Here is a 21,876-nt window from a genome sequence, read left to right as displayed (position 1 = left end):
ACGAGGGGGGCGCGAGCGGGCGGGCGGGGGCGTGCTCAGCCGAGGGCGCGCAGGACGGCGTCGACGAGCGCGGCCAGTTCCGTGCCGTCGGCGGCCGTCGCGTGTGCGTCGCCGGATCCGGCGAGGAGCGCGAGCAGGGCGCCGAAGGCGAGTACGGGAAGGGCTACCGCCCACCAGGGCAGCCGGGTGTCCGCCGCGCCCCGGGCCGGGGTGTGCGGGGTGTGCCGCCGGACGGGGGGCCGGGTCTGGACCGGTGCCGACATGTCCGCCTCCGCGGGTGCTGCTGGTTTCCGGCTGGGTGCCGCTCTGCCTTCGAATCTATGGATTCGAGGCGGCTGTTCCCATCCGGTATCCCACCCACTGGACCCTGAGCCCGGCCCCCTAGGGGATGGGGGGTTAACCCCACCCCGGGGCGCCGGCCGGTGCGTCAGCCGGGCGTCAGGGTGAGGCGATGGTCGCGATGACGGCGATGATCACGGTCACGCCGAGCATCGCGCCGAGCACGATCGCCAGCTTCTTGTGGCCGTTCTGGGGGTTCGGTTCGAGGACGGGCATGGGTTCAGTCTCCCATGGCGCATTCGTCCTCGATCGTGCGGTCCCGTCCGGCCAGCACGCCGAGGGCGACCTGCGGGACGAGCAGGCCGGCCATGAGGGCGAGCGGCAGGTCCCAGCCGCCGCTGTGCTGGTAGAGCACGCCGATGACCAGGGGGCCGGGGATCGAGATCAGGTAGCCGGTGCTCTGGGCGAACGCGGACAGCTTGACGACTCCGGCGGTCGACCGGGCGCGCAGGCCGATCATGGTGATGACGAGCGGGAACGCGCAGTTGGAGATGCCGAGCATGACGGCCCAGAGCCAGGCTGCGCCCGCGGGCGCGAAGTACAGTCCGGCGTATCCGCCGAGGCCGAAGAGGCCGAGGACCACGGCGACGACGCCCTGGTTCCGGAGGGCTCCGGCGACGCGGGGGATCACGAAGGCCAGCGGGACGCCCATGACCATGGTGACGGCGAGCAGCACGCCCGCGGCGCCGGCGGAGACGCCGGAGTCGCGGAAGATCTGCGGCAGCCAGCCCATGGTGACGTACGCGCCAGTGGCCTGGAGGCCGAAGTAGCCGGCCAGCGCCCAGGCGGTGCGGCTGCGGACGACGTTCGGGCCGGCGGCTTCGGCGCGGGGCGGGCCGTCGTGGGCGGCGGCGGCCGCCGCGCGGTCGCGGCGGGCCTCGCGGGCGACGGGAATCCAGGGCACCACGGCGACGACGGCGAGCGCGGCCCAGACCAGCAGGCCGCTGCGCCAGCTTCCGCCGAGGGCCTCGGTCATGGGCACGGTGACGGCGGCGGCGAGGGAGGTGCCGGCGGCGAGGGCCATCGAGTAGAGGCCGGTCATGGTGCCGACGCGGTCCGGGAACCAGCGCTTGACGATCACGGGCAGGAGGACGTTGGTGAGCGCGATGCCGGCGAGCGAGAGGGCGCTGGCGGCGAGGAAGCCTGCGGTGCCGTCGGCGAGCGGCCGGATGACCAGGCCGGCGGCGATGGCGGCCATGCCGGCGCAGACGACGGCGGCCGGGCCGAAGCGGCGGGCGAGCCGGGGCGCGGTGATGCCGAAGACCGCGAAGCAGAGGGCGGGCATCGAGGTGAGGAGGCCGGCGACGGTGCCGCTCATGCCGAGGCCCGCGCGGGTCTCCTCCAGGAGCGCGCCGAGGCTGGTGATGGCGGGGCGGAGGTTGAGCGCGGCCAGGAAGATCGCGACGATGAGGAGGGGGCCGAGCCAGCGGGGCACGGTCCGCTCGTCCGGGGTCCCGGCGGACGTGCCGGCCGTCGTACCGGGCGTCGTACCGGGCACCGTGAGAGGCGTCGTACGGGCTTCGGTACGGGACCCGGCGGCACGGGTGGCTGCCGGGCGGGGCGGGGCCGTACGGTTCAGGACCTTGATCTCTTCGTCGGACATTCAACCATCATAGAATCATGGGATGATTGGTTGTCCAGTCCCGCACTGCACCGAGAGGGCCTCATGCCGCTGACCTCACCCCGGCGCTCCGCGCTCGTCGACCAGGTGATCGCCCAGCTCAGGAACCAGATCACATCGGGCGAATGGCCCGTGGGCGCCCGGATCCCGACCGAGCCGGAGCTGGTCGAGCTGCTGGGTGTGGCCCGGAACACCGTGCGCGAGGCCGTGCGCGCGCTCGCGCACAACGGGCTGCTCGACATCCGGCAGGGCTCGGGCACGTACGTCGTCGCCACGAGCGAGCTGGCCGGGGTCATGCACCGGCGCTTCGCCGGGGCGGACCCGCGGCACATCGCGGAGCTGCGCTCGACGCTGGAGTCGTCGGCGGCCCGGCTGGCGGCGGAGCGCCGCACCGACCGGGACCTGGCGCAGCTGGACGCGCTGCTGGCGCGGCGGGAGCAGGCCTGGGAGAGCGGGGACGCGGAGCTGTTCGTCGCGGCGGACGTGAGCCTGCACATGGCCGTGGTCGCGGCCTCGCACAACGACGTGCTCATCGAGCTGTACGCAGACCTCGGCGACCTGCTGCGGGACTGGCTGCGCGAGGACGTGGGGCCGGAGCTGACGCCGGACACGCACATGGACCACGCGCGGCTGGTCGAGGCGATCCGGCGGGGCGACCGCGACACGGCGGCGTCGGAGGCCGCGGGCTATCCGCTCCAGTGGCTGGACGGCGCTCCCGGATCCGGCTCGCGCGTCACCCCGGCCGGTGACTGATCCAGGCCGAGCGGACCTCTTTCCAGCAGCGGCTGGTCAGGCGCACCCGGCCGGCGGGGCCGACGGCCACCTCGGCGGTGTCGCCGTCCACGTCCCACCAGCGGTCGCATTCGACGTGGAGGCTGACGCGGTCGGTCCGGGGATAGGGGTTGTGACAGTACGCGGTGACATGTGACCCCTCGATCTCCGTGTCGCAGTCCGAGCCGAAGAGCTCTTCGCGTCCCGGCCGCACCGGCTGGGCGGGGGGTTCGGCGGGCAGCTCGGCGAGGTCGACCGCGGCGGGGGCGGCCTCGCGGGCACCCGGGGCCGCGGCCTCGGGACCCGGCGCGGGCTCCCCGCCCGTACGGGCCGCAGCGGCCGGCACGAGAAGGCCGGACAGCACCACCGAGGTGACCAGCAGGGACACCGCTCGACTCCGCCTCGGGCGCACTCCGTACCTCCTCCCCGCAGTACGACGGGAAGATCCCGACTCGGTCAGTCTGCAACCATTTGTCTGGTTCTTCGACTCGGAGGACCGCGCAGGACGCACCCCGCAGACGCGGACGGCGGCGGCCGCATCCCCTTCGCCCAGGGGCTGAAGAGGTCGCGGCCGCCGCCGTCCGTGCGTACTGCCTGCGGGTACGTGCCCCGCGGGGGCCGTGCCGGAGGGTCAGGCGCCCATCGCGTGCAGGCCGCCGTCCACGTGGACGATCTCGCCCGTGGTCTTGGGGAACCAGTCCGAGAGCAGGGCGACGACACCGCGGCCCGCGGGCTCGGGGTCGGTCATGTCCCACTCCAGCATCGAGCGGGAGTTCCAGACGTCCGCCAGCTCCGAGAAGCCCGGGATGGACTTCGCGGCCATGGAGCCGATCGGACCGGCCGAGACCAGGTTGCAGCGGATGTTCTCCTTGCCCAGGTCGCGGGCGAGGTAGCGGCTGGTGGCCTCCAGCGCGGCCTTGGCCGGGCCCATCCAGTCGTACTGCGGCCAGGCGAACTGCGCGTCGAAGGTGAGGCCGACGACGGCCGCACCCTCCGCCGGGAACAGCGGCTTGCAGGCCATGGTCAGCGACTTCAGCGAGAACGCCGAGACGTGCATGGCGGTGGCGACCGACTCGAACGGAGTGTTCAGGAAGTTGCCGCCGAGGGCGTCCTGCGGCGCGAAGCCGATGGAGTGGACGACTCCGTCGAGCCCGCCGAGCTCGTCGCGGACGAGGCCCTCCAGGCGCGCGAGGTGCTCGTCGTTCGTGACGTCGAGCTCGATCACCTTCACGGGCTTGGGGAGCTTCTTGGCGATGCGCTCGGTCAGCGTCGGCCGCGGGAACGCCGTGAGGATGACCTCGGCGCCCTGCTCCTGGGCAAGCCTGGCGGTGTGGAAGGCGATGGACGACTCCATCAGCACACCCGTGATCAGGATCCGCTTGCCGTCGAGAATTCCGCTCATGTGATCAGTGACCCATGCCCAATCCGCCGTCAACGGGAATGACGGCTCCTGTGATGTACGAGGCGTCGTCCGACGCGAGGAAGCGCACGGCCGCGGCGATCTCCTGCGGCTGCGCGTAGCGGCCGAGCGGGACCTGCGCGACGATGCCGGCGCGCTGCTCGTCGGTGAGCACCTTCGTCATGTCGGTGTCCACGAAACCGGGCGCGACGACGTTGAAGGTGATGTTGCGGGAGCCCAGCTCGCGGGCGAGGGAGCGGGCGAAGCCGACCAGACCGGCCTTGGAGGCGGCGTAGTTCGCCTGGCCCGCCGAGCCCAGCAGGCCGACGACCGAGGAGATCAGGACGACGCGGCCCTTCTTGGCGCGCAGCATGCCGCGGTTGGCACGCTTGACGACGCGGAAGGTGCCGGTGAGGTTGGTGTCGAGGACGGTCGTGAAGTCCTCCTCGGACATGCGCATCAGCAGCTGGTCCTTGGTGATGCCGGCGTTCGCCACCAGCACCTGGACCGCGCCGTGCTTGTCCTCGATCTCCTTGTAGGCCTGCTCCACCTGCTCGGGATCGGTGATGTCGCAACGGACCGCGAGGACGCCGAGCGCGGCGAGCGCCTCCGGCGGCTCACCCGAGCGGTACGTGATGGCGACCTTGTCGCCCGCCTCCGCGAAGGCCTGGGCGATGGCGAGGCCGATGCCCCGGTTTCCTCCGGTGACGAGAACCGAGCGGCTCAACGGATCACCCTTTCCCTAGCTGTCTGGTCAACCGAAAACCTATCGGTCCCTCTCCCCATCCGGAGAATCGAGCCTCGACAGGGCATCTCGAACGGCTCTGTGGGGTCCCTACAGAAAGAGGTAGGCATTCGGTGCGCCGGCGCGACATGATCGGATCCACCGGTCCCGACCACAGGGAGACATCCGTGCCTCATTCCATCGACGCCGCGTTCACGGCGCTGCCGCTGCGCGCGCTCGCCGACGCGGCGCTCGCCCGTGCCCGCGCACTGGGCGCCGACCATGCCGACTTCCGGCTCGAACGGATCCGCAGCGCCTCCTGGCGGCTGCGCGACGCCAAGCCCTCCGGCTCCTCCGACACCACCGACCTGGGATACGCGGTCCGGGTGGTCCACGGCGGGAGCTGGGGCTTCGCCTCCGGCGTGGACCTGACGATGGACGGGGCCGCCAGGGTGGCCTCGCAGGCCGTCGCCATGGCCAAGCTGTCGGCGAAGGTCACGGCCGCCGCCGGCTCGGACGAGCGGGTCGAGCTGGCCGCCGAGCCCGTGCACGCCGACCGCACGTGGATCTCGGCGTACGACGTGAATCCGTTCGACGTGCCGGACGAGGAGAAGTCCGCGCTGCTGGCCGACTGGAGCGCGCGGCTGCTCGCGGCGGACTCCGTCGCACACGTCGACGCCTCGCTGCTCGCCGTACACGAGAACAAGTTCTACGCGGACACGGCCGGTACGGTCACCACCCAGCAGCGGGTGCGGATCCACCCGCAGCTCACCGCCGTCGCCGTGGACGACAAGACCGGCGGCTTCGACTCGATGCGGACCATCGCCCCGCCCGCCGGGCGCGGCTGGGAGTACCTGACCGGCACCGGCTGGGACTGGAACGCCGAGCTGGAGCAGATCCCGGACCTGCTCGCCGAGAAGATGCGCGCGCCGAGCGTGGAGGCCGGGCGGTACGACCTGGTGGTCGACCCGTCGAACCTCTGGCTGACCATCCACGAGTCCATCGGCCACGCCACCGAGCTGGACCGGGCGCTGGGCTACGAGGCGGCGTACGCCGGGACCTCCTTCGCCACCTTCGACCAGCTGGGCAAGTTGAAGTACGGCTCGTCGATCATGAACGTGACGGGCGACCGCACCGCCGAGCACGGCCTCGCGACGATCGGCTACGACGACGAGGGCGTCGAGGGGCAGAGCTGGGACCTGGTCAGGGACGGCACCCTGGTCGGCTACCAGCTCGACCGCCGGATCGCGAAGCTCACCGGCTTCGAGCGCTCCAACGGCTGTGCCTTCGCGGACTCCCCCGGCCACGTGCCGGTGCAGCGGATGGCGAACGTATCGCTCCAGCCGGACCCGGGCGGGCTGTCCACCGAGGACCTGATCGGCGGGGTGGAGCGCGGGATCTACGTGGTCGGCGACCGCTCGTGGTCGATCGACATGCAGAGGTACAACTTCCAGTTCACCGGGCAGCGCTTCTTCCGGATCGAGAACGGGCAGCTGGCCGGCCAGCTGCGCGACGTCGCCTACCAGGCAACGACGACGGACTTCTGGGGCTCGATGGAGAAGGTCGGCGGCCCGCAGACGTACGTCCTGGGCGGCGCCTTCAACTGCGGCAAGGCCCAGCCGGGCCAGGTCGCGGCGGTCTCGCACGGATGCCCGTCCGCGCTGTTCCGCGACGTCAACATCCTGAACACCACCCAGGAGGCCGGCCGATGAGCACGCTTTCGAACAGTCGCAGCAAGCCCCACGAGATCGTCGAACGGGCCCTGGAGCTGTCCACGGCCGACGGCTGCGTGGTCATCGCCGACGAGCAGTCCACCGCCAATCTGCGCTGGGCGGGCAACGCCCTCACCACCAACGGCGTCACCCGCGGCCGCACCCTCACGGTGATCGCGACCGTGGACGGCAAGGAGGGCACGGCCTCCGGTGTCGTGTCCCGGTCCGCCGTCACCGCCGCGGACCTGGAGCCGCTGGTACGGGCCGCCGAGGCCGCCGCGCGGACCGCGGGACCGGCCGAGGACGCCCAGCCGCTGGTGACCGGCACGCCGGCCTCGCCGGACTTCACCGACTCCCCCGCCGAGACGTCCTCCGCGGTCTTCGCGGACTTCGCCCCGGCGCTGGGCGAGGCGTTCGCCCGGGCCCGCGCGGGCGGCCGCGAGCTGTACGGCTTCGCCAACCACGAGCTGGTGTCGACGTACGTCGGCACGTCCACGGGCCTGCGGCTGCGCCACGACCAGCCGAACGGCACCCTGGAGCTCAACGCGAAGTCCCCGGACAAGCAGCGCTCCGCCTGGGCCGGCCGCTCCACCCGCGACTTCAAGGACGTGGACCCGGGCGCGCTCGACGCCGAGCTGGCCAAGCGCCTCGGCTGGGCCGAGCGGAAGATCGAGCTGCCCGCCGGGCGGTACGAGACCCTGCTGCCGCCCACCGCGGTCGCGGACCTGCTGATCTACCAGATGTGGTCCGCGGCGGCCCGGGACGCCGTGGAGGGCCGGACGGTCTTCTCCAAGCCCGGCGGCGGCACCCGGCTCGGCGAGAAGCTCTCCGATCTTCCGCTGACGCTGCGCAGCGACCCGAACGAGCCGGGCCTGGAGTCCGCGCCCTTCGTGATCGCGCACAGCTCGGGCGACGACGCCTCGGTCTTCGACAACGGCCTGCCGCTGCCGGCGACCGAGTGGGTGCGGGGCGGGGAGCTGGCGCACCTGACGACGACCCGGCACAGCGCGGGCCTCACCGGGCTGCCGGTGACGCCCTCGATCGGGAACCTCATCCTCGACGCGGGCGGCGAGAAGTCGCTCGACGAGATGGTCGCGGAGTCCGGCCACGAAGGGCCCGCCCTGCTGCTCACCTGCCTCTGGTACATCCGCGAGGTGGACCCGGCGACGCTGCTGCTGACCGGGCTGACCCGCGACGGGGTGTACCTGGTGGAGAAGGGGCAGGTCGTGGGCGAGGTGAACAACTTCCGGTTCAACGAGTCTCCGGTCGACCTGCTGTCGCGGGCCACCGAGGCGGGGCGGACCGAGAAGACCCTGCCGCGGGAGTGGAGCGACTGGTTCACCCGGGCCGCCATGCCCGCGCTGCGCATCCCCGACTTCAACATGAGCTCGGTCAGCAAGGGCGTCTGACCCGCCTAGACTGAGTCCTCTGAGTGACGTCATTCCATCATTTCGAAGGAGTCGAGAGACCGTGACGGACATCGTCGACGAACTGAAGTGGCGTGGGCTCTTCGCCCAGTCCACCGACGAAGAAGCGCTGCGCAAGGCGTTCGCGGACGGTCCTGTCACGTTCTATTGCGGCTTCGACCCGACTGCGGCCTCGCTGCACGTGGGGCACCTGGTGCAGGTGCTGACCGTGCGCCGGCTCCAGCAGGCCGGTCACCGGCCGCTGGCGCTGGTCGGCGGGGCCACCGGCCAGATCGGCGACCCGCGGCCGACGGCCGAGCGCACCCTGAACGACCCGGAGACGGTCGCGAACTGGGTGGGCCGGCTGCGTTCGCAGATCGAGCCCTACCTGTCGTTCGAGGGCGAGAACGCCGCGGTCATGGTCAACAACCTGGACTGGACGGCGGGCATGTCCGCCATCGAGTTCCTGCGGGACATCGGCAAGCACTTCCGCGTCAACAAGATGCTGACGAAGGACTCGGTGGCCAAGCGGCTGGAGTCGGACCAGGGCATCAGCTACACGGAGTTCAGCTACCAGCTGCTCCAGGGCATGGACTTCCTGGAGCTGTACCGGCGCTACGGCTGCGTGCTGCAGCAGGGCGGGTCGGACCAGTGGGGCAACCTGACCGCCGGTCTCGACCTGATCCACCGCCTGGAGCCGGGTGCGGTCGTGCACGCGCTGGCGACGCCGCTGATGGTGAAGGCGGACGGAACCAAGTTCGGCAAGACCGAGGGCGGGGCCGTCTGGCTGGACCCGGAGATGACCACGCCGTACGCGTTCTACCAGTTCTGGCTGAACGTCGACGACCGGGACGTCTCGGCGTACATGCGGATCCTGTCCTTCAAGAGCCGCGAGGAGCTCGAGGAGCTGGAGAAGCAGACCGCCGAGCGGCCGCAGGCCCGGGCGGCGCAGCGGGCGCTGGCCGAGGAGCTGACCGCGCTGGTGCACGGGGCGCAGCAGTGCGCCGCCGTGATCGCGGCGTCGAAGGCGCTGTTCGGGCAGGGCGAGCTGGCGGACCTGGACGAGGCCACGCTGGCCGCGGCCCTGTCCGAGCTGCCGCACGCCGAGGTCGCGGAGCTCGCGCCGGTGGTCGACCTGTTCGCCGAGACGGGGCTGGTGGCGAGCAAGTCGGCCGGCCGCCGGACGGTGAAGGAGGGCGGGGCGTACGTGAACAACGCGAAGGTCACCGCCGAGGACGCCGTCCCGGCGCGGGAGGACCTGCTGCACGGGCGCTGGCTGGTGCTGCGCCGCGGCAAGAAGAACCTGGCCGCGGTGGCGGTCACGGGCGGCTGACGCCCGTATCGCTGCATGCCGGAGGGGCCGGTACGGACGCCGTTGTCCGTACCGGCCCCTCCGGCATGCGCGGGAGGGGCAGGGCCGCGCCGTGCCCCGGTGCTACGCCGTTCTCTTGCCGCGCATCGCCATGTAGGCGAGGTCGCCGAGCCCGACGACGAGGACGGCGCCGGCCAGCTGGAGAAGATGGCGGATCCAGTCGATGCCCCGGGTGTCGTCGACGCCGATCCAGGTGGCGACGGCGTTGCCGAGAACGCTGCCGATGATTCCGAAGACGGTGGTCAGCCAGAGCGGCTGGTGCTGCTTGCCCGGCAGGATCGCCCGGGCTATCAGGCCCAGGACGAATCCGACGATGATCGCCCACAACCAGTGCATGTCGCCTCCTCGTGGCGCGTGATGCGCATGTGCGGCCAGTTTCAACCTCCCCGGCGAATGCCGCATGTCGGACACCTCCGTTTGCGGGACACCCGCCGGTCACAACGGGAAGGCCGCGGGCTACCGTGGAAGTGGTCCGGACCGGGATGTGTCCGGCGAGGGAATCGGGTGGTGGAATCGTGGCGTGGAAGCGGAACGGCGCCGAGGTCTTCCGGATCACGGGGGCCCGGCAGAGCCTGGCCGACGACGTGCGGGGACGCCAGCGGCGGTACGTGATCTCGATGGGGATCCGGACGCTGTCGGTGATCCTCACCGTGGTGCTGTGGAATGTGGAACGGCACATTGCGATCGTGACGCTCGTCGCGGGTGCGCTGCTGCCGTACGTGGCCGTGGTCATCGCCAACGCGGGGCGCGAGTCGGCTCCTTCGCTGCCCTCGAACTTCATCCCCGCGCCGGTCCGGCCGGCCCTGGAGGCGGGGAACCTCAACAAGAGCTCAGATCAATCGTGAAGTTCCGGTGCACTGCACCCGGTCCTGCGTGACATACTGCCTACGCGCTCCGCATCCCCCGTCGGAGCGACGGACCGACGCCGGGCAGCTCCCCCCGTGGCTGCTCGGCGTCGCCATTCCGTGGTGATGTGCTGATCTAGGGTTGAGTCCGTGAACTCCCCTGAGACGACTGCACCGATCTGCTCCGCCAAGGGCTGCCGCGCCGCCGCCGTGTGGGTCCTGGCCTGGAACAACCCGAAGCTGCACACCCCGGAGCGCCGGAAGACCTGGCTGGCCTGCGAGGAGCACCGGGAGCACCTCTCCCGGTTCCTCGACGTGCGCGGGTTCCTGAAGGACGTCGTGACGCTGGCCGAGTGGGAAGAGCCCGGGGCGGAAGAGCCCGGGGCCGCGTCCTCAGCCGCCGATGGCTGACATGGGGCGCTCGGGCTGCAGGAAGGACGGGTCGTCGAGACCGGACCCGGCCTTCTTGCCCCACATCGCGACCTTCCACAGGCGGGCGATCTCCTCGTCCGGGGCCCCGGAGCGCAGGGCGGCCCGCAGGTCGGACTCCTCGGTGGCGAACAGGCAGGTGCGCACCTGACCGTCCGCGGTGAGGCGGGTGCGGTCGCAGGCCCGGCAGAACGGCCGGGTGACGGAGGCGATGACGCCGACGGTGGCGGGGCCGCCGTCGACCACCCAGCGCTCGGCCGGCGCGGAGCCGCGCTCGTCGGCGCCCTCTTCGGTCAGTTCGAAGCGGGTGCGCAGCGAGGCGAGGATGTCCCCGGCCGTGATCATGCCGTCGCGCTTCCAGCCGTGCTGGGCGTCCAGCGGCATCTGCTCGATGAAGCGCATTTCGTACCCGTGCTCCACGGCCCAGCCGAGGAGGTCGGGAGCCTCGTCGGCGTTGAGGCCGGGCATCAGGACGGCGTTGACCTTCACGGGGGTCAGGCCGGCCTCCTGGGCCGCGGCCATGCCCTCGATGACGTCCTTGTGCCGGTCGCGGCGGGTGAGGGTCTTGAAGACCTCGGGACGCAGCGTGTCCAGGGAGACGTTGACGCGGTCGAGGCCGGCGGCCTTGAGGGCCTGGGCGGTGCGCTTGAGGCCGATGCCGTTGGTGGTCAGCGACATCTTGGGGCGGGGCGTCAGGGCGGCGCAGCGCTCGACGATGCCGACCAGGCCGGGCCGCAGGAGCGGCTCGCCGCCGGTGAAGCGGACCTCGGTGACGCCGAGCGAGGTGACGGCTATGCCGATCAGCCGGACGATCTCGTCGTCGGTCAGCAGGTCCGGCTTCGCCAGCCACTGCAGGCCTTCCTCGGGCATGCAGTAGGTGCAGCGCAGATTGCACCGGTCGGTGAGTGAGACGCGCAGGTCAGTGGCCACGCGGCCATAGGTGTCGATGAGCACTGAGGGCCCCCTCCCTGTCCGGTTGCGCAGAGGCTGGAATGCACTTTCGAGCCTACGCGACACACGTGTCGTTCAGTGGTGCCCGAATGAACGAGACGTTACGCGGCCGCGTCGTAGGGATCTACGACGCGGCCACGCTGTGTGTTCGGAGGATCTCAGTGGGCTCCTGTTCCGGTGAGGGAGCGTACCTCCAGCTCCGCGTACTTGGCGGCGTCCGCGGGTTCCTTGGACAGGACGGTGCCGAGCCAGCCGAGCAGGAAGCCCAGGGGGATGGAGACGATGCCGGGGTTCTCCAGCGGGAACCAGTAGAAGTCGGCGTTCTTGAACATCGAGGTGGGCTTGCCGGACACCACCGGGGAGAAGAGGACCAGGACGACCGACGAGACCAGGCCGCCGTAGATGGACCACAGGGCGCCCTGGGTGGTGAAGCGCTTCCAGAAGAGGCTGTAGAGGATCGTCGGGAGGTTGGCGGAGGCGGCGACGGCGAAGGCCAGGGCGACCAGGCCGGCGACGTTGAGGTCGCGGGCGAGGGCGCCGAGGCCGATGGCGACGGCTCCGATGCCGACGGTGGCCCAGCGGGCGGCCCGTACCTCTTCCTTCTCGGTGGCGTTGCCCCTGCGAATCACGTTCACGTACAGGTCGTGCGCGAAGGAGGAGGACGAGGCCAGGGTGAGGCCGGCGACCACGGCCAGGATGGTGGCGAAGGCGACGGCGGAGATCACGGCGAGCAGGACGGCGCCGCCGGTGGAGCCGCTGCCGCCGCCGACCGCCTCGGCGAGCATCGGCGCGGCGGTGTTGCCGGCTTTGTTGGAGGCGATGATGTCGTCGCGCTCGAGCAGGGCCGCGGCCCCGAAGCCGAGGGCGATGGTCATCAGGTAGAAGGCGCCGATGATGCCGATGGCCCAGTTGACGGACTTGCGGGCGGCCTTCGCCGTGGGGACGGTGTAGAAGCGGATCAGGATGTGCGGCAGGCCCGCGGTCCCGAGGACGAGGGCGAGGCCCAGGGAGATGAAGTCGATCTTGGAGGTGGCGGTGGCGCCGTACTTCAGGCCCGGCTCCAGGAAGGCGGCTCCCTGGCCGCTGTTCTCGGCGGCCTTCCCCAGCAGCTCGGAGACGCTGAAGTCGAACTTGAGCAGCACGAGGAAGGTGATGAGCAGGGTGCCCGCGATCAGCAGGACGGCCTTGACCATCTGCACCCAGGTGGTGCCCTTCATGCCGCCGATGGAGACGTAGACGATCATCAGGAGGCCGACGAGGGCGACGATCGCGACCTTGCCGGCGTCGCTGGTGATGCCGAGCAGCAGGGACACCAGGACGCCCGCACCGGCCATCTGCGCGAGCAAATAGAAGATGGAGACGACGATGGTCGAGGTGCCCGCGGCGGTACGGACGGGGCGCTGGCGCATCCGGTACGCGAGGACGTCTCCCATGGTGTACCGGCCGGAGTTGCGCAGGGGCTCGGCGACCAGCAGCAGGGCGACCAGCCAGGCCACGAGGAAGCCGATGGAGTAGAGGAAGCCGTCGTAGCCGAAGAGGGCGATGGCGCCCGCGATGCCGAGGAACGAGGCCGCGGACATGTAGTCGCCGGAGATGGCGAGGCCGTTCTGGAAGCCCGTGAACTGGCGGCCGCCGGCGTAGAAGTCGGCGGCGTCCCGGGTCTGGCGGCCGGCCCAGACGGTGATGATCAGCGTGGCGACGACGAAGAGGCCGAAGAGCGTGATGATCAGCGGGCGGTGCTCGGTCGCCGACCCGGCCGCGAGCGGGACGGCCGGGGCGAGGAGTGCGTGGCTCATTCTGCGGCCTCCATGCGGGACTTGATGGCCTCTGCCCTGGGGTCGAGGCCGGTCGCGGCGTGCCGGGCGTACCACCAGGCGATCAGGAACGTGGTGGCGAACTGGGCGAGGCCGAGCACGAGGGCGACGTTGATGTTCCCGAAGAGCCGGATGCCCATGAACCCGCCGGCGTAGTTGGAGAGCAGCACGTAGAGCAGGTACCAGGCGATGAACGCCACGGTCAGCGGGAAGGCGAACGACCGGTGGGCGCGGCGCAGTTCGCCGAACTCCTCGCTCTGCTGGACCTCGGCGAACTCTTCCGCCGTGGGGGTCGCGGGCTGCGCGCCCGCACGGCCGGGGGGCGGGGGCGGTGCTTCGGTGGTCACGGGCTCTCCTTGCGAAGCGGAGGAAACGGAGGAAACAGAGGAAACAGGGGCAGGGGCGGCAGGGGTGGCAGGGGTGGATGCAGAGGAAGCAGGGACGGCAGGGAACGCGGACAAAACGACCTCCTGGGGGGTGTGATGGCGCCGATCCCCTGCTGTCAACGGCACGGATGACAGATCAGGACGGTTCACCACCCGTTTTTTCTTTCGGAATTCGTTGCTTCTGCGGGAAGATCGGCGCTAGCTTCACTCGTCATGTACCCGTCCAACGCGACCCGCGTCAGGACGGCTTTTTCACGGATGATGTGGAGAACCCATGGCTCATCTCGGGTCCCGACGCCGCCGCGCACTCGCCGTGCCGGTCGGCCTGGCGCTCACGGCCTCGCTCGGCTTCCTCCCGGCGGTCACGGCCTCGGCCGCCCCGCTGGACACGGTGGCCCAGGCCGCTGACACCACCGGCCCGAAGCTCTCGTACGTGGTGAACCTCGGCCCGTACGGCCAGGTGAAGCAGGTCAAGAAGGCGATCGAGCGGGCCGGCGGCACCGTCGTGATCGCCTATGAGAAGATCGGCGTCATCGTCGTCCACTCGCAGAACCCCGAGTTCGCGAAGACGATCCGCACCGCCAAGGGCGTCGCGTCGGCGGGTGCCACCCGCACGGCCCCCCTCCAGTCGGTGCAGACGCACGAAGAGGGCACCACGCAGAAGCTGAGCGCCGCAGAGGCCGCCAAGGCGGCCGCAGAGGCCGCCCCCGGCGAGGAGCCGCTCGAGCCCAACCAGTGGGACCTGCGGACGATCAAGGCCGACCAGGCGCACAAGATCAACGATGGCAGCAAGAGGGTCACCGTCGGCGTCATCGACACGGGTGTCGACGACACGCACCCCGATCTGGCCCCGAACTTCTCCCGTGAGCAGTCGGCCAACTGTGTCGGCGGCGTCGCGGACACCTCCGAGGGCGCCTGGCGTCCGTACGCGGACGGCAGCGACCACGGCACGCACGTGGCGGGCACCATAGCCGCCCCGCGCAACGGCATCGGCGTCAGCGGTGTCGCGCCCGGCGTGAAGATCTCGGCGATCAAGGTGAGCGAGCCGGCGACCAGCCTGTTCTTCACCGAGGCGGTCGTCTGCGGCTTCATGTTCGCCGCCGAGAAGGGGATCGAGGTGACGAACAACAGCTACTACGTGGACCCCTGGTACTTCAACTGCAAGACGGACGACGACCAGAAGGCCCTCGTGGAGGCGCTGGCGCGCGCGACGAAGTTCGCCGAGCGCAAGGGCGTGCTGAACGTCGCCGCGGCCGGCAACTCCAACATGGACTTCGCCGCCGACTCGCTGCTGGACGACAGCAGCCCGAACGACACCACCCCGGTGCCCCGCACCATCGACCCGAAGGTCTGCCTGGACCTCCCGACGCAGCTCCCGGGCGTCGTCACGGTCACCTCGACCGGCAACCAGGGCCTGCGTTCGTACTTCTCGAACTACGGCCTCGGTGTCGCCGACGTCGCCGCCCCCGGCGGCGACAAGTGGCAGGTCCCGGCCACCCCGGACGCCAACGGCCGCGTGCTGTCGACGATCCCGGGCGGCTACGGCTACAAGCAGGGCACCTCGATGGCCGCCCCGCACGTCGCCGGTGTCGCGGCCCTGCTGAAGAGCAAGCACCCGGGTGCCACCCCGGCGCAGCTCCAGCGCATGCTGAAGGCCCAGGCCGACAAGCAGGCGTGCCCGGACAAGATCTACGACGCCACCGGCGCCCTGGTCGACGCCACCACCTGCAAGAGCAAGTGGGGCCAGACGGGCTACTACGGCTACGGCCAGGTGAACGCGCTCCGCGCCGTGAAGTAGTGGCGCCGCGCGCAAGCGTGACAGCGTGACATGTCACCGTGCACGGTGACGCGTGAACGGCGAAGGGGCCGGGCGGGATGTCTCCGCCCGGCCCCTTCTCCCGTGTCAGGGCGTGATCAGCACCTTGAGGGCGCTGCGGTTGTCCATCTCCTTGTAGCCCAGGGGCACCTCGTCGAGGCCGACCGTGCGGTCGAAGACGGGCGAGGGGTCGATGACTCCGTTCAGGACGTCATCGAGGAGCTCGGGGATGTACGCGCGTACCGGTGCCACGCCACCGCGCAGGGTGATGTTGCGGTCGAACATGACACCCAAGTCGAGCCCGGTGCCGCTGCCGTGCGGGACGCCGACGTAGCCGATGGACCCGCCGTCGCGGGTGATGTTCACGGCCGTCCGCATGGACTGCTCGGTGCCGACGGCCTCGATGACCGCGCGGACGCCCTGCCCGCCCGTGAGTTCCCGTACGGCGGCTTCCGCCGCCTCCCCGCGCTCGGCGACCACGTCGGTGGCGCCGAAGAGCCGGGCGATGTCGGTACGGGCCGTGTGCCGGCCCAGCGCGATGATCCGCTCGGCGCCCAGCCGCCGGGCCGCCAGGACTCCGCACAGCCCCACGGCGCCGTCGCCGACGACCGCGACCGTGGAGCCCGGCCGAACCCCCGCGCCCAGGGCGGCGTGGTGGCCGGTGCCCATGACGTCCGAGAGCGCGAGCAGCGCGGTCAGCAGCCGGTCGTCGGAGGCCGCGTCCGCGGGCAGCTTCACCAGGGTGCCGTCGGCATGCGGGACCCGGACGGCCTCGCCCTGGCCGCCGTCGTGGCCGACCGAACCCCAGAACCCGCCGTGCGGGCAGGACGTGTACAGCCCCTCGGTGCAGTAGTCGCAGACGCCGTCCGACCACATGAAGGGGGCGACGACGAGGTCGCCGGCGCGCAGCCCGGTCACCGCGGAGCCGGTCGCCTCGACCACGCCCAGGAACTCGTGCCCGATGCGCTGGCCGGGCTGCCGCTCGGCCTCGCCGCGGTAGGCCCACAGGTCGCTGCCGCAGATGCAGGCGCGCAGCACGCGGACGACGGCGTCGTGCGGCTCGTGGACCGCGGCATCGGGCACCTCCTCCACGCGGATGTCGTGCGGGGCGTGGATGACGGTGGCGCGCATGCTGCGGTCCTCGGGGTCGTGCGGATCGTTCTGATCACTCGGGCGGTTCGGGTACGGCCTCCCTACCGTACGCCCGGACCGTCGCGAGGGTCCCGCGGGTCAGCAGGTACTGGGCGCCCAGGTAGGTGAGCATGATCCAGAAGTCGGGTCGGGGCAGCTGCGGCCACTCGGCGACGCCGGTGGCGATCAGGGTGTCGGAGAGCAGGAACAGCGCGCCGCCGATGCCCGCGGTCCGGCCGAGGACTCCGGAGCGGTAGGCCATGGCGGTGAGCAGCAGGCTGTACCCGGCCACCGGGATGCGCAGGTCGGCGGGGAGGTCGGACCAGAGCAGGCTCACGGTGCCGACGAGCGCGACGGCGTACGCGGCGCCGATGAGCGGCGAGGTTCGGCCGCGGCCGAACAGGACCAGGTAACAGACGTGCCCGACGGCGAAGGATCCCATGCCGAGGAGGAAGGCGGGTTCGGCGTCGAAGAGCAGGGCGATGTCGCCGCCCCAGCCGAAGACCAGGGCGGCGGCCAGCAGGCGGGGCCCGCGCCGGGTCAGGACGTACGCCACGAGCAGGGGCATCAGCAGCGGCTTGGCCAGGACGTGCCCGGTGTGCCAGTCGGCGAGGAGCGAGCCGAGGTCCGCTGCGACTGCCGCGCCGAAGGCGGCGAGCAGCACCCGCCCGAGGCGCTCGCGGCGGCCGGACGCCGCGACGGTGCCCGCCCGGGAGGGGGTGGACGCGGTGGAGGGGGAGTTCGTCACGCGACACGCTCCGGCTCGGGGGCGGCCGTTGCGGCCGCGGCAGTGGGGGCAGGCGCAGTGGGGGCGGGCGCAGTGGGGGCTGCGGTGGCGACGGCGCGGGCCGCCGGGGGCGGAGGCGGCCCGCCGGGGCTCCAGCCGGGTCCGCGCAGCACCCGGCCCGCCCGCTCGCTCCAGGTGGTCCCGGCCCGGACGTCGCGGGCGATGGCGGCGTACTCGTGGGTGGCCACGCGCAGCGGGTTGTAGGTGGTGATGTTCTTGGTGAGGCCGAAGACGGGCTTCTCGGTCTCCCCCGTCCACGAGCCGAACGCCCGGTCCCAGACGATCAGGATGCCGCCGAAGTTCCGGTCCAGGTAGCCGCCCTGGGAGGCGTGGTGGACCCGGTGGTGCGAGGGCGTGTTGAGGACGTACTCGAAGGGGCGGGGCAGCCGGTCGATGCGCTCGGTGTGGATCCAGAACTGGTAGACGAGGTTCACCGAGTAGCAGAAGGCCAGGGCGGCCGGGTGGACCCCGCACGCGATCAGCGGCAGGTAGAAGGGCCAGGAGGTGAGGCCGGTCCAGGGCTGGCGGAGCGCGGTGGTGAGGTTGAACTTCCGGCTGGAGTGGTGGACCACGTGGCTCGCCCACAGGATGCGGATCACGTGGTGGCCGCGGTGCTGCCAGTAGTAGCAGAAGTCCTGCGCGAGCAGCATGAGCAGCACGGTCCACCACAGCACCGGCACGCGCAGCGGGGTGAGTTCGTAGACGGCGGTGTAGACCGCGACGACCGGGATCTTCCACAGGAAGTCGAAGAAGAGGCTGCCGAGCCCCATGCCGAGGCTGGTGGCGGCGTCCTTCGGCTCGTACCCGGCGGCGTCCTCGTCGGGACGGATCCGGTAGCTCACCGCCTCGACCGCGGTGAGGAGGACGAAGGCCGGTATGGACCACAGCACCACATCGGGCAGGTTCGGCATGACAGGACCATAGAGGCGGCCTCCGGGAGCCGCCAGAGGTTGTTACCAATCGGTATTCAACGGGGTTACCGACGGTTCGACCCAGGGAGGTCCGCGGAATGCCGCGGGGTACGTCCCGTCGTCTCCCGCCGGATGTCCCGCACTCTCCTGTACGGGCCGCCGGGTCCCGCCGATACTGGCCACCCGGGGCGGGGCAGGGGGAGGGCGGACGCATGACCGGGTTCGAGACGGTGCTCCTGAGGGCGGCGGGCGCGGCGGTGGGCGCGCTCGTCAAGACCCACCTCGCCCGGTCTCCGGGCGCCGGGCTGGCGAAGGACCCCGCGGCCCCGGCGCGGCTGCGACGCCGCCCGGCCGAGCTCGGCGAGAAGGAACTGCTCCGCCTGACCGAGGAGTTGGCGACCCGGCTGCACGGACCGGCGGACCGGCTGGCCGGGCACGAGCGGACGGCCGTCGCCGACGCCGTACGGGACGCCTTCGGCGCGCTGGGGGCGCTCGGCCCCGAGGAACTGTTCGCCCTGGACCTCGACCCCGGCCGACTGGCTTCGGCCGTCCTCGCCCGCACCCCGCCCGCGGGCCTGGGCGAGAGCGCCGGGGCCGCGTACCGGGAGCTGGTGGCCCTGTGCTGCCGCCACGTGACGGAGTACTTCACCACCCTGCCGGGCTTCGCCGCGCGCACCGACGTGGAGCTCGTACGCCGCACCGGCGAGCTGGCCCGCTCGGTGGACGCGGTGCGGGACCGGCTGGGGCCCTCGCCGGACGCCGCCGCGCACGCCTTCGAGCAGAGCTACGCCGACTACCTCGTCGCGACCCAGTCACGGCTGGAGCTCTTCGGGCTCACGCTCGGCCGCGGCAGCCAGGAGTGGCCGCTCGACGCCGCGTACATCAGCCTCGGGGTGAGCGGGGAGAGCCGGCCGCCGGGCGAGCCGGGAGTGCCGGGGCCGGGGCACGCCACCGCGGTCACGGTCACGGCGGAGCAGGCCCTCGCCGGCGCCGGCCGGCTGCTGCTGCGGGGCCCTGCGGGCTCGGGCAAGAGCACCCTGGTGCAGTGGCTCGCGCTCAACGCCGCCCGGCGCAGCTTCGGCCCGGAGCTGCGCGACTGGAACCTGTGCGTGCCGTTCGTGCTGCGCCTGCGCTCCTTCCACTCCCCCGAGGCGCTGCCCACCCCGGGGGAGTTCCTGCGCGCGGCGGGCGTGCCGCTGCACGGTTCGGCGCCGGCCGGCTGGGTCGAGCAGCTGCTCGCCCAGGGGCGGGCCCTGGTCCTGGTCGACGGGGTGGACGAGGTCCCGCAGCGGCTGCGCCACCGTGCCGGGGAGTGGCTGCGCAACCTGATCGCGGCCTTCCCCCGGGCCCGGTACGTCGTGACGACCCGCCCCTCGGCGGTCCCGGAGGGCTGGCTGTCCGGCCAGGGGTTCACCACCCGCACGCTGCTGCCGATGGAGCGGGCCGGCATCCGTGCGTTCATCGGGCACTGGCACCGGGCGGCGCGCCAGGAGGAGGACAGCGCCGACCGGGACGCCCTGGACACGTACGAGTCCGCGCTGCTCCAGGCGGTCGCCTCCCGCCACGACCTGGGGCAGCTCGCGACCAACCCCCTGATGTGCGCGCTGCTGTGCGCCCTCAACCGGGACCGGCGCATGCAGCTCCCGCGGGCCCGCAAGGAGCTGTACGACGCCGCGCTCGACCTGCTGCTGGTGCGCCGGGACACCGAGCGGGAGATCAACGGCGTCGAGGGGGTCGACCTCACGCGCGACGAGCAGATCGTGCTGCTCCAGCGGTTCGCCTACTGGCTGATCCGCAACGACCAGCGGGAGGGCTCCCGCGAGGACGCGGTCCGGCTGATGGACGGCTGGCTGCACGCGATGCCGCAGGTGCGCGAGCAGGGCAGCACGGACCAGGTCTTCTCGCACCTGCTGATCCGCAGCGGAGTGCTGCGCGAACCGGTGCCGGGCGCCGTGGACTTCGTGCACCGCACCTTCCTCGACTACCTCGCCGCGAAGGAGGCGGTGGAGAGCCGCGACTTCGGCGTGCTGGCCCGCAACGCGTACGACGACCAGTGGGACGACGTGGTCCGGATGGCGGTCGGGCACGCCCGCCCCGACGAACGCGCTTATCTGCTGAGGGAGTTGCTGCGCCGCGCGGACCGCTCGAAGCGGTACCGGAGCCGTCTGGTGCTGCTGGCGGCGGCGTGTCTGGAGCACGCGCCGGAGCTGGACCCGCAGGTGCGCGGCGAGGTCCAAACGCGGACGGCGCAGCTGCTGCCGCCGCGCGGGACCGGACGGGCCGCGGAGCTGGCCAAGGCCGGGAAGCTGGTGCTCGAGATGCTCTCGGGCCCCGAGGCCGGCCTGTCGGAGTACGAGGCGGCCGCGGTGGTCCACACCGCAGCCCTGGTGGGCGGCGAGCGGGCGCTGGAGGTGATCGCCGGATTTCGGCAGGACGCCAGGTTGCCCGTGCAGTTCGAACTCGCGCGCAGCTGGAGCAGGTTCGATGCGCGCGCGTACGCGGAAGCGGTCCTGGCGGACATCACCCTCGGGGACACCTTCCTCCAAGTGGACACTGCCGAGCAGATCGCCACCCTGCCGCGGCTGCGGCAGATCACCCGGGTGCAGCTGAAGGGCGCGCACGGCATCCCTGCGGAGATCGCCGGGCACCGGGGGATGGAACGGCTGTTCCTCACCCTCGATCCCGGGCTCGCGGACCTGTCGCCGCTGCGCCGGCTGTCCCGGCTGCGGCTGCTGGGGCTGGACGCCTGTCCGTCGGTCAGGCTGGACACGCTGCGCGGGCTGCCGCTGGACACCCTGTACCTGTACCGGCTGCCCGACGGACTCGACCTCCGGCCGATCGCCGACCTGCCGGAACTCACCCATGCGGGGATCGACTTCGATCCCGGGTACGCATCCGTGGCCGAGATCCCCGCCCGCCGGGGGCTCACCGGACTCGGCCTGTACAACGGTGCCCGGCGGCTGTCCCTGGACGGGCTGGAGAAATGGCCGGGGCTGTACTGGCTGACGATCGCGGGCGATCAGCAGGCGGTGCAGCTGGAGCGGGTTACTCCGCTGCCCGGGCTGAGCCATCTGCAGGTCCTGGACCAGAGCGCGCTGGACCCGGCCACGCTGCTGCGGCACCGGAACCTGACCCACCTGTACATCGGCTCGTCGGTCCTGGCTGCGGGGCTGGAGCCGCTGCGCGCGCTGCCCGAGCTGACGTTCCTGAGCCTGAGCGGCTGCGGCTTCGGGCCGGTCGACCTCAAGCCGCTGGCCGACGTGGAGCGGGTCACCGTCGAGGTCTCGGGAGCCACGGAGGTGCTGGGCGCCTCCCTCTTCCCGCCGGGCCGGCTGCGGCTGCTCGGCTGAGCCGGTCCGGCGGGACGACCGGGGGGGGGGGGGGGGGGGGGGGGGAAGGGGGAGGGGGGGGGGTGTGGGGGGGGGGGGGGGGGGGGGGGGGGGGGGGGGGGGGGTGGTGGTG

Annotated in this window: 21 protein-coding genes; 8 read left to right on the top strand and 13 right to left on the bottom strand. The window is 71.9% G+C overall.

Features of this window, described 5'->3' with window-relative positions; genetic code table 11:
• Window positions 1-35: 35 nt before the first annotated feature.
• The 3 genes from ACZ7H1_RS18610 to ACZ7H1_RS18600 form a co-directional block, all read right to left on the bottom strand.
• Window positions 36-263, bottom strand: coding sequence for a hypothetical protein (locus ACZ7H1_RS18610; protein ID WP_470787910.1), 228 nt, complete (start codon window positions 261-263; stop codon window positions 36-38).
• A 175-nt stretch (window positions 264-438) separates the two neighbouring features.
• Window positions 439-555 carry an SGM_5486 family transporter-associated protein gene (locus ACZ7H1_RS18605; RefSeq protein ID WP_470787908.1) on the bottom strand — a complete coding sequence of 39 codons (117 nt, stop codon included), beginning with the start codon at window positions 553-555 and terminating at the stop codon, window positions 439-441.
• A 4-nt stretch (window positions 556-559) separates the two neighbouring features.
• Window positions 560-1,942 (bottom strand): CynX/NimT family MFS transporter, encoded by a 1,383-nt coding sequence (locus tag ACZ7H1_RS18600; RefSeq protein WP_470787906.1) that lies wholly within the window; start codon window positions 1,940-1,942, stop codon window positions 560-562.
• 63 nt (window positions 1,943-2,005) lie between these two features.
• On the opposite strand from ACZ7H1_RS18600, the gene ACZ7H1_RS18595 reads away from it, so the two are divergent.
• Window positions 2,006-2,713: a FadR/GntR family transcriptional regulator gene (locus tag ACZ7H1_RS18595; RefSeq protein WP_470787953.1), complete on the top strand. Its 708-nt coding sequence runs from the start codon at window positions 2,006-2,008 to the stop codon at window positions 2,711-2,713.
• On the opposite strand, the gene ACZ7H1_RS18590 is transcribed toward ACZ7H1_RS18595, so the two are convergent.
• From ACZ7H1_RS18590 to fabG, 3 genes are all read right to left on the bottom strand, one after another.
• Window positions 2,694-3,143: a hypothetical protein gene (locus tag ACZ7H1_RS18590; RefSeq protein WP_470787905.1), complete on the bottom strand. Its 450-nt coding sequence runs from the start codon at window positions 3,141-3,143 to the stop codon at window positions 2,694-2,696. The genes ACZ7H1_RS18595 and ACZ7H1_RS18590 overlap by 20 nt on opposite strands.
• 219 nt (window positions 3,144-3,362) lie before the next feature.
• Window positions 3,363-4,133, bottom strand: a complete 771-nt coding sequence (gene fabI / locus ACZ7H1_RS18585; protein WP_470787904.1) for an enoyl-ACP reductase FabI — start codon at window positions 4,131-4,133, stop codon at window positions 3,363-3,365.
• 4 nt (window positions 4,134-4,137) lie between these two features.
• The gene (gene fabG / locus ACZ7H1_RS18580; protein WP_470787902.1) at window positions 4,138-4,857 is read right to left on the bottom strand and encodes a 3-oxoacyl-[acyl-carrier-protein] reductase; all 720 of its coding nucleotides are present in this window, start codon (window positions 4,855-4,857) and stop codon (window positions 4,138-4,140) included.
• Window positions 4,858-5,042: 185 nt separating this feature from the next.
• Here fabG and ACZ7H1_RS18575 point away from each other — a divergent pair, with 185 nt between their 5' ends.
• The 3 genes from ACZ7H1_RS18575 to tyrS all read left to right on the top strand — a co-directional run bounded on the left by ACZ7H1_RS18575 (window position 5,043) and on the right by tyrS (window position 9,305).
• Window positions 5,043-6,566 carry a TldD/PmbA family protein gene (locus tag ACZ7H1_RS18575; RefSeq protein WP_470787901.1) on the top strand — a complete coding sequence of 508 codons (1,524 nt, stop codon included), beginning with the start codon at window positions 5,043-5,045 and terminating at the stop codon, window positions 6,564-6,566.
• Window positions 6,563-7,975 carry a metallopeptidase TldD-related protein gene (locus ACZ7H1_RS18570; protein ID WP_470787899.1) on the top strand — a complete coding sequence of 471 codons (1,413 nt, stop codon included), beginning with the start codon at window positions 6,563-6,565 and terminating at the stop codon, window positions 7,973-7,975. Before ACZ7H1_RS18575 ends, ACZ7H1_RS18570 begins: the two co-directional genes overlap by 4 nt.
• Window positions 7,976-8,036: 61 nt before the next feature.
• A complete protein-coding gene (gene tyrS, locus ACZ7H1_RS18565) occupies window positions 8,037-9,305 on the top strand; it encodes a tyrosine--tRNA ligase (protein WP_470787898.1) in 1,269 nt (422 codons plus the stop codon).
• Between the two features lie 102 nt (window positions 9,306-9,407).
• On the opposite strand, the gene ACZ7H1_RS18560 is transcribed toward tyrS, so the two are convergent.
• On the bottom strand, window positions 9,408-9,680 hold the full coding sequence (locus ACZ7H1_RS18560; RefSeq protein WP_470787896.1) for a GlsB/YeaQ/YmgE family stress response membrane protein: 273 nt from the start codon (window positions 9,678-9,680) through the stop codon (window positions 9,408-9,410).
• A gap of 146 nt (window positions 9,681-9,826) precedes the next feature.
• Between ACZ7H1_RS18560 and ACZ7H1_RS18555 the strand changes: the two genes are divergently transcribed.
• Complete coding sequence (locus ACZ7H1_RS18555) at window positions 9,827-10,189, top strand: DUF3099 domain-containing protein (RefSeq protein WP_470787952.1); 363 nt, start codon at window positions 9,827-9,829, stop codon at window positions 10,187-10,189.
• A gap of 150 nt (window positions 10,190-10,339) precedes the next feature.
• Window positions 10,340-10,600: a hypothetical protein gene (locus ACZ7H1_RS18550; protein WP_470787895.1), complete on the top strand. Its 261-nt coding sequence runs from the start codon at window positions 10,340-10,342 to the stop codon at window positions 10,598-10,600.
• Here the strand turns inward: ACZ7H1_RS18550 and moaA are convergent.
• From moaA to ACZ7H1_RS18535, 3 genes are all read right to left on the bottom strand, one after another.
• Entirely contained in the window at window positions 10,583-11,572 is a 990-nt protein-coding gene (gene moaA, locus ACZ7H1_RS18545; RefSeq protein WP_470787894.1) for a GTP 3',8-cyclase MoaA, read from the bottom strand. The genes ACZ7H1_RS18550 and moaA overlap by 18 nt on opposite strands.
• Window positions 11,573-11,727: 155 nt before the next feature.
• Complete coding sequence (locus ACZ7H1_RS18540) at window positions 11,728-13,365, bottom strand: solute symporter family protein (RefSeq protein WP_470787893.1); 1,638 nt, start codon at window positions 13,363-13,365, stop codon at window positions 11,728-11,730.
• Complete coding sequence (locus tag ACZ7H1_RS18535; protein WP_470787892.1) at window positions 13,362-13,730, bottom strand: DUF485 domain-containing protein; 369 nt, start codon at window positions 13,728-13,730, stop codon at window positions 13,362-13,364. The genes ACZ7H1_RS18540 and ACZ7H1_RS18535 overlap by 4 nt, the downstream gene beginning before the upstream one ends.
• A 313-nt stretch (window positions 13,731-14,043) precedes the next feature.
• Between ACZ7H1_RS18535 and ACZ7H1_RS18530 the strand changes: the two genes are divergently transcribed.
• Window positions 14,044-15,567: a S8 family serine peptidase gene (locus ACZ7H1_RS18530; protein WP_470787890.1), complete on the top strand. Its 1,524-nt coding sequence runs from the start codon at window positions 14,044-14,046 to the stop codon at window positions 15,565-15,567.
• A gap of 105 nt (window positions 15,568-15,672) precedes the next feature.
• On the opposite strand, the gene ACZ7H1_RS18525 is transcribed toward ACZ7H1_RS18530, so the two are convergent.
• From ACZ7H1_RS18525 to ACZ7H1_RS18515, 3 genes are read right to left on the bottom strand one after another with little or no spacing between them, the layout of a single operon-like run.
• Window positions 15,673-16,716, bottom strand: coding sequence for a zinc-dependent alcohol dehydrogenase family protein (locus ACZ7H1_RS18525; protein ID WP_470787888.1), 1,044 nt, complete (start codon window positions 16,714-16,716; stop codon window positions 15,673-15,675).
• Window positions 16,717-16,750: 34 nt separating this feature from the next.
• Window positions 16,751-17,464, bottom strand: coding sequence for a lysoplasmalogenase (locus ACZ7H1_RS18520; protein ID WP_470787887.1), 714 nt, complete (start codon window positions 17,462-17,464; stop codon window positions 16,751-16,753).
• Window positions 17,461-18,414, bottom strand: coding sequence for a sterol desaturase family protein (locus ACZ7H1_RS18515; RefSeq protein ID WP_470787885.1), 954 nt, complete (start codon window positions 18,412-18,414; stop codon window positions 17,461-17,463). Before ACZ7H1_RS18515 ends, ACZ7H1_RS18520 begins: the two co-directional genes overlap by 4 nt.
• 212 nt (window positions 18,415-18,626) lie before the next feature.
• Between ACZ7H1_RS18515 and ACZ7H1_RS18510 the strand changes: the two genes are divergently transcribed.
• Window positions 18,627-21,764, top strand: coding sequence for an NACHT domain-containing protein (locus tag ACZ7H1_RS18510; protein ID WP_470787883.1), 3,138 nt, complete (start codon window positions 18,627-18,629; stop codon window positions 21,762-21,764).
• The last annotated feature ends 112 nt before the right edge of the window (window positions 21,765-21,876 follow it).

This window comes from Streptomyces sp. NPDC037401 (assembly GCF_055602345.1).
The sequence above is the reverse complement of the archived record's forward strand: the minus strand, read 5'-3'. Positions and strand labels throughout refer to the sequence as shown.

Coding starts and splice junctions, on each gene's coding strand:
- ACZ7H1_RS18610 (WP_470787910.1), bottom strand. CDS start 263: ATGTCGGCACCGGTCCAGACCCGGCCCCCCGTCCGGCGGCACACCCCG.
- ACZ7H1_RS18605 (WP_470787908.1), bottom strand. CDS start 555: ATGCCCGTCCTCGAACCGAACCCCCAGAACGGCCACAAGAAGCTGGCG.
- ACZ7H1_RS18600 (WP_470787906.1), bottom strand. CDS start 1,942: ATGTCCGACGAAGAGATCAAGGTCCTGAACCGTACGGCCCCGCCCCGC.
- ACZ7H1_RS18595 (WP_470787953.1), top strand. CDS start 2,006: ATGCCGCTGACCTCACCCCGGCGCTCCGCGCTCGTCGACCAGGTGATC.
- fabI (WP_470787904.1), bottom strand. CDS start 4,133: ATGAGCGGAATTCTCGACGGCAAGCGGATCCTGATCACGGGTGTGCTG.
- ACZ7H1_RS18570 (WP_470787899.1), top strand. CDS start 6,563: ATGAGCACGCTTTCGAACAGTCGCAGCAAGCCCCACGAGATCGTCGAA.
- ACZ7H1_RS18560 (WP_470787896.1), bottom strand. CDS start 9,680: ATGCACTGGTTGTGGGCGATCATCGTCGGATTCGTCCTGGGCCTGATA.
- ACZ7H1_RS18555 (WP_470787952.1), top strand. CDS start 9,827: ATGTGTCCGGCGAGGGAATCGGGTGGTGGAATCGTGGCGTGGAAGCGG.
- ACZ7H1_RS18540 (WP_470787893.1), bottom strand. CDS start 13,365: ATGAGCCACGCACTCCTCGCCCCGGCCGTCCCGCTCGCGGCCGGGTCG.
- ACZ7H1_RS18530 (WP_470787890.1), top strand. CDS start 14,044: ATGGCTCATCTCGGGTCCCGACGCCGCCGCGCACTCGCCGTGCCGGTC.
- ACZ7H1_RS18525 (WP_470787888.1), bottom strand. CDS start 16,716: ATGCGCGCCACCGTCATCCACGCCCCGCACGACATCCGCGTGGAGGAG.
- ACZ7H1_RS18515 (WP_470787885.1), bottom strand. CDS start 18,414: ATGCCGAACCTGCCCGATGTGGTGCTGTGGTCCATACCGGCCTTCGTC.
- ACZ7H1_RS18510 (WP_470787883.1), top strand. CDS start 18,627: ATGACCGGGTTCGAGACGGTGCTCCTGAGGGCGGCGGGCGCGGCGGTG.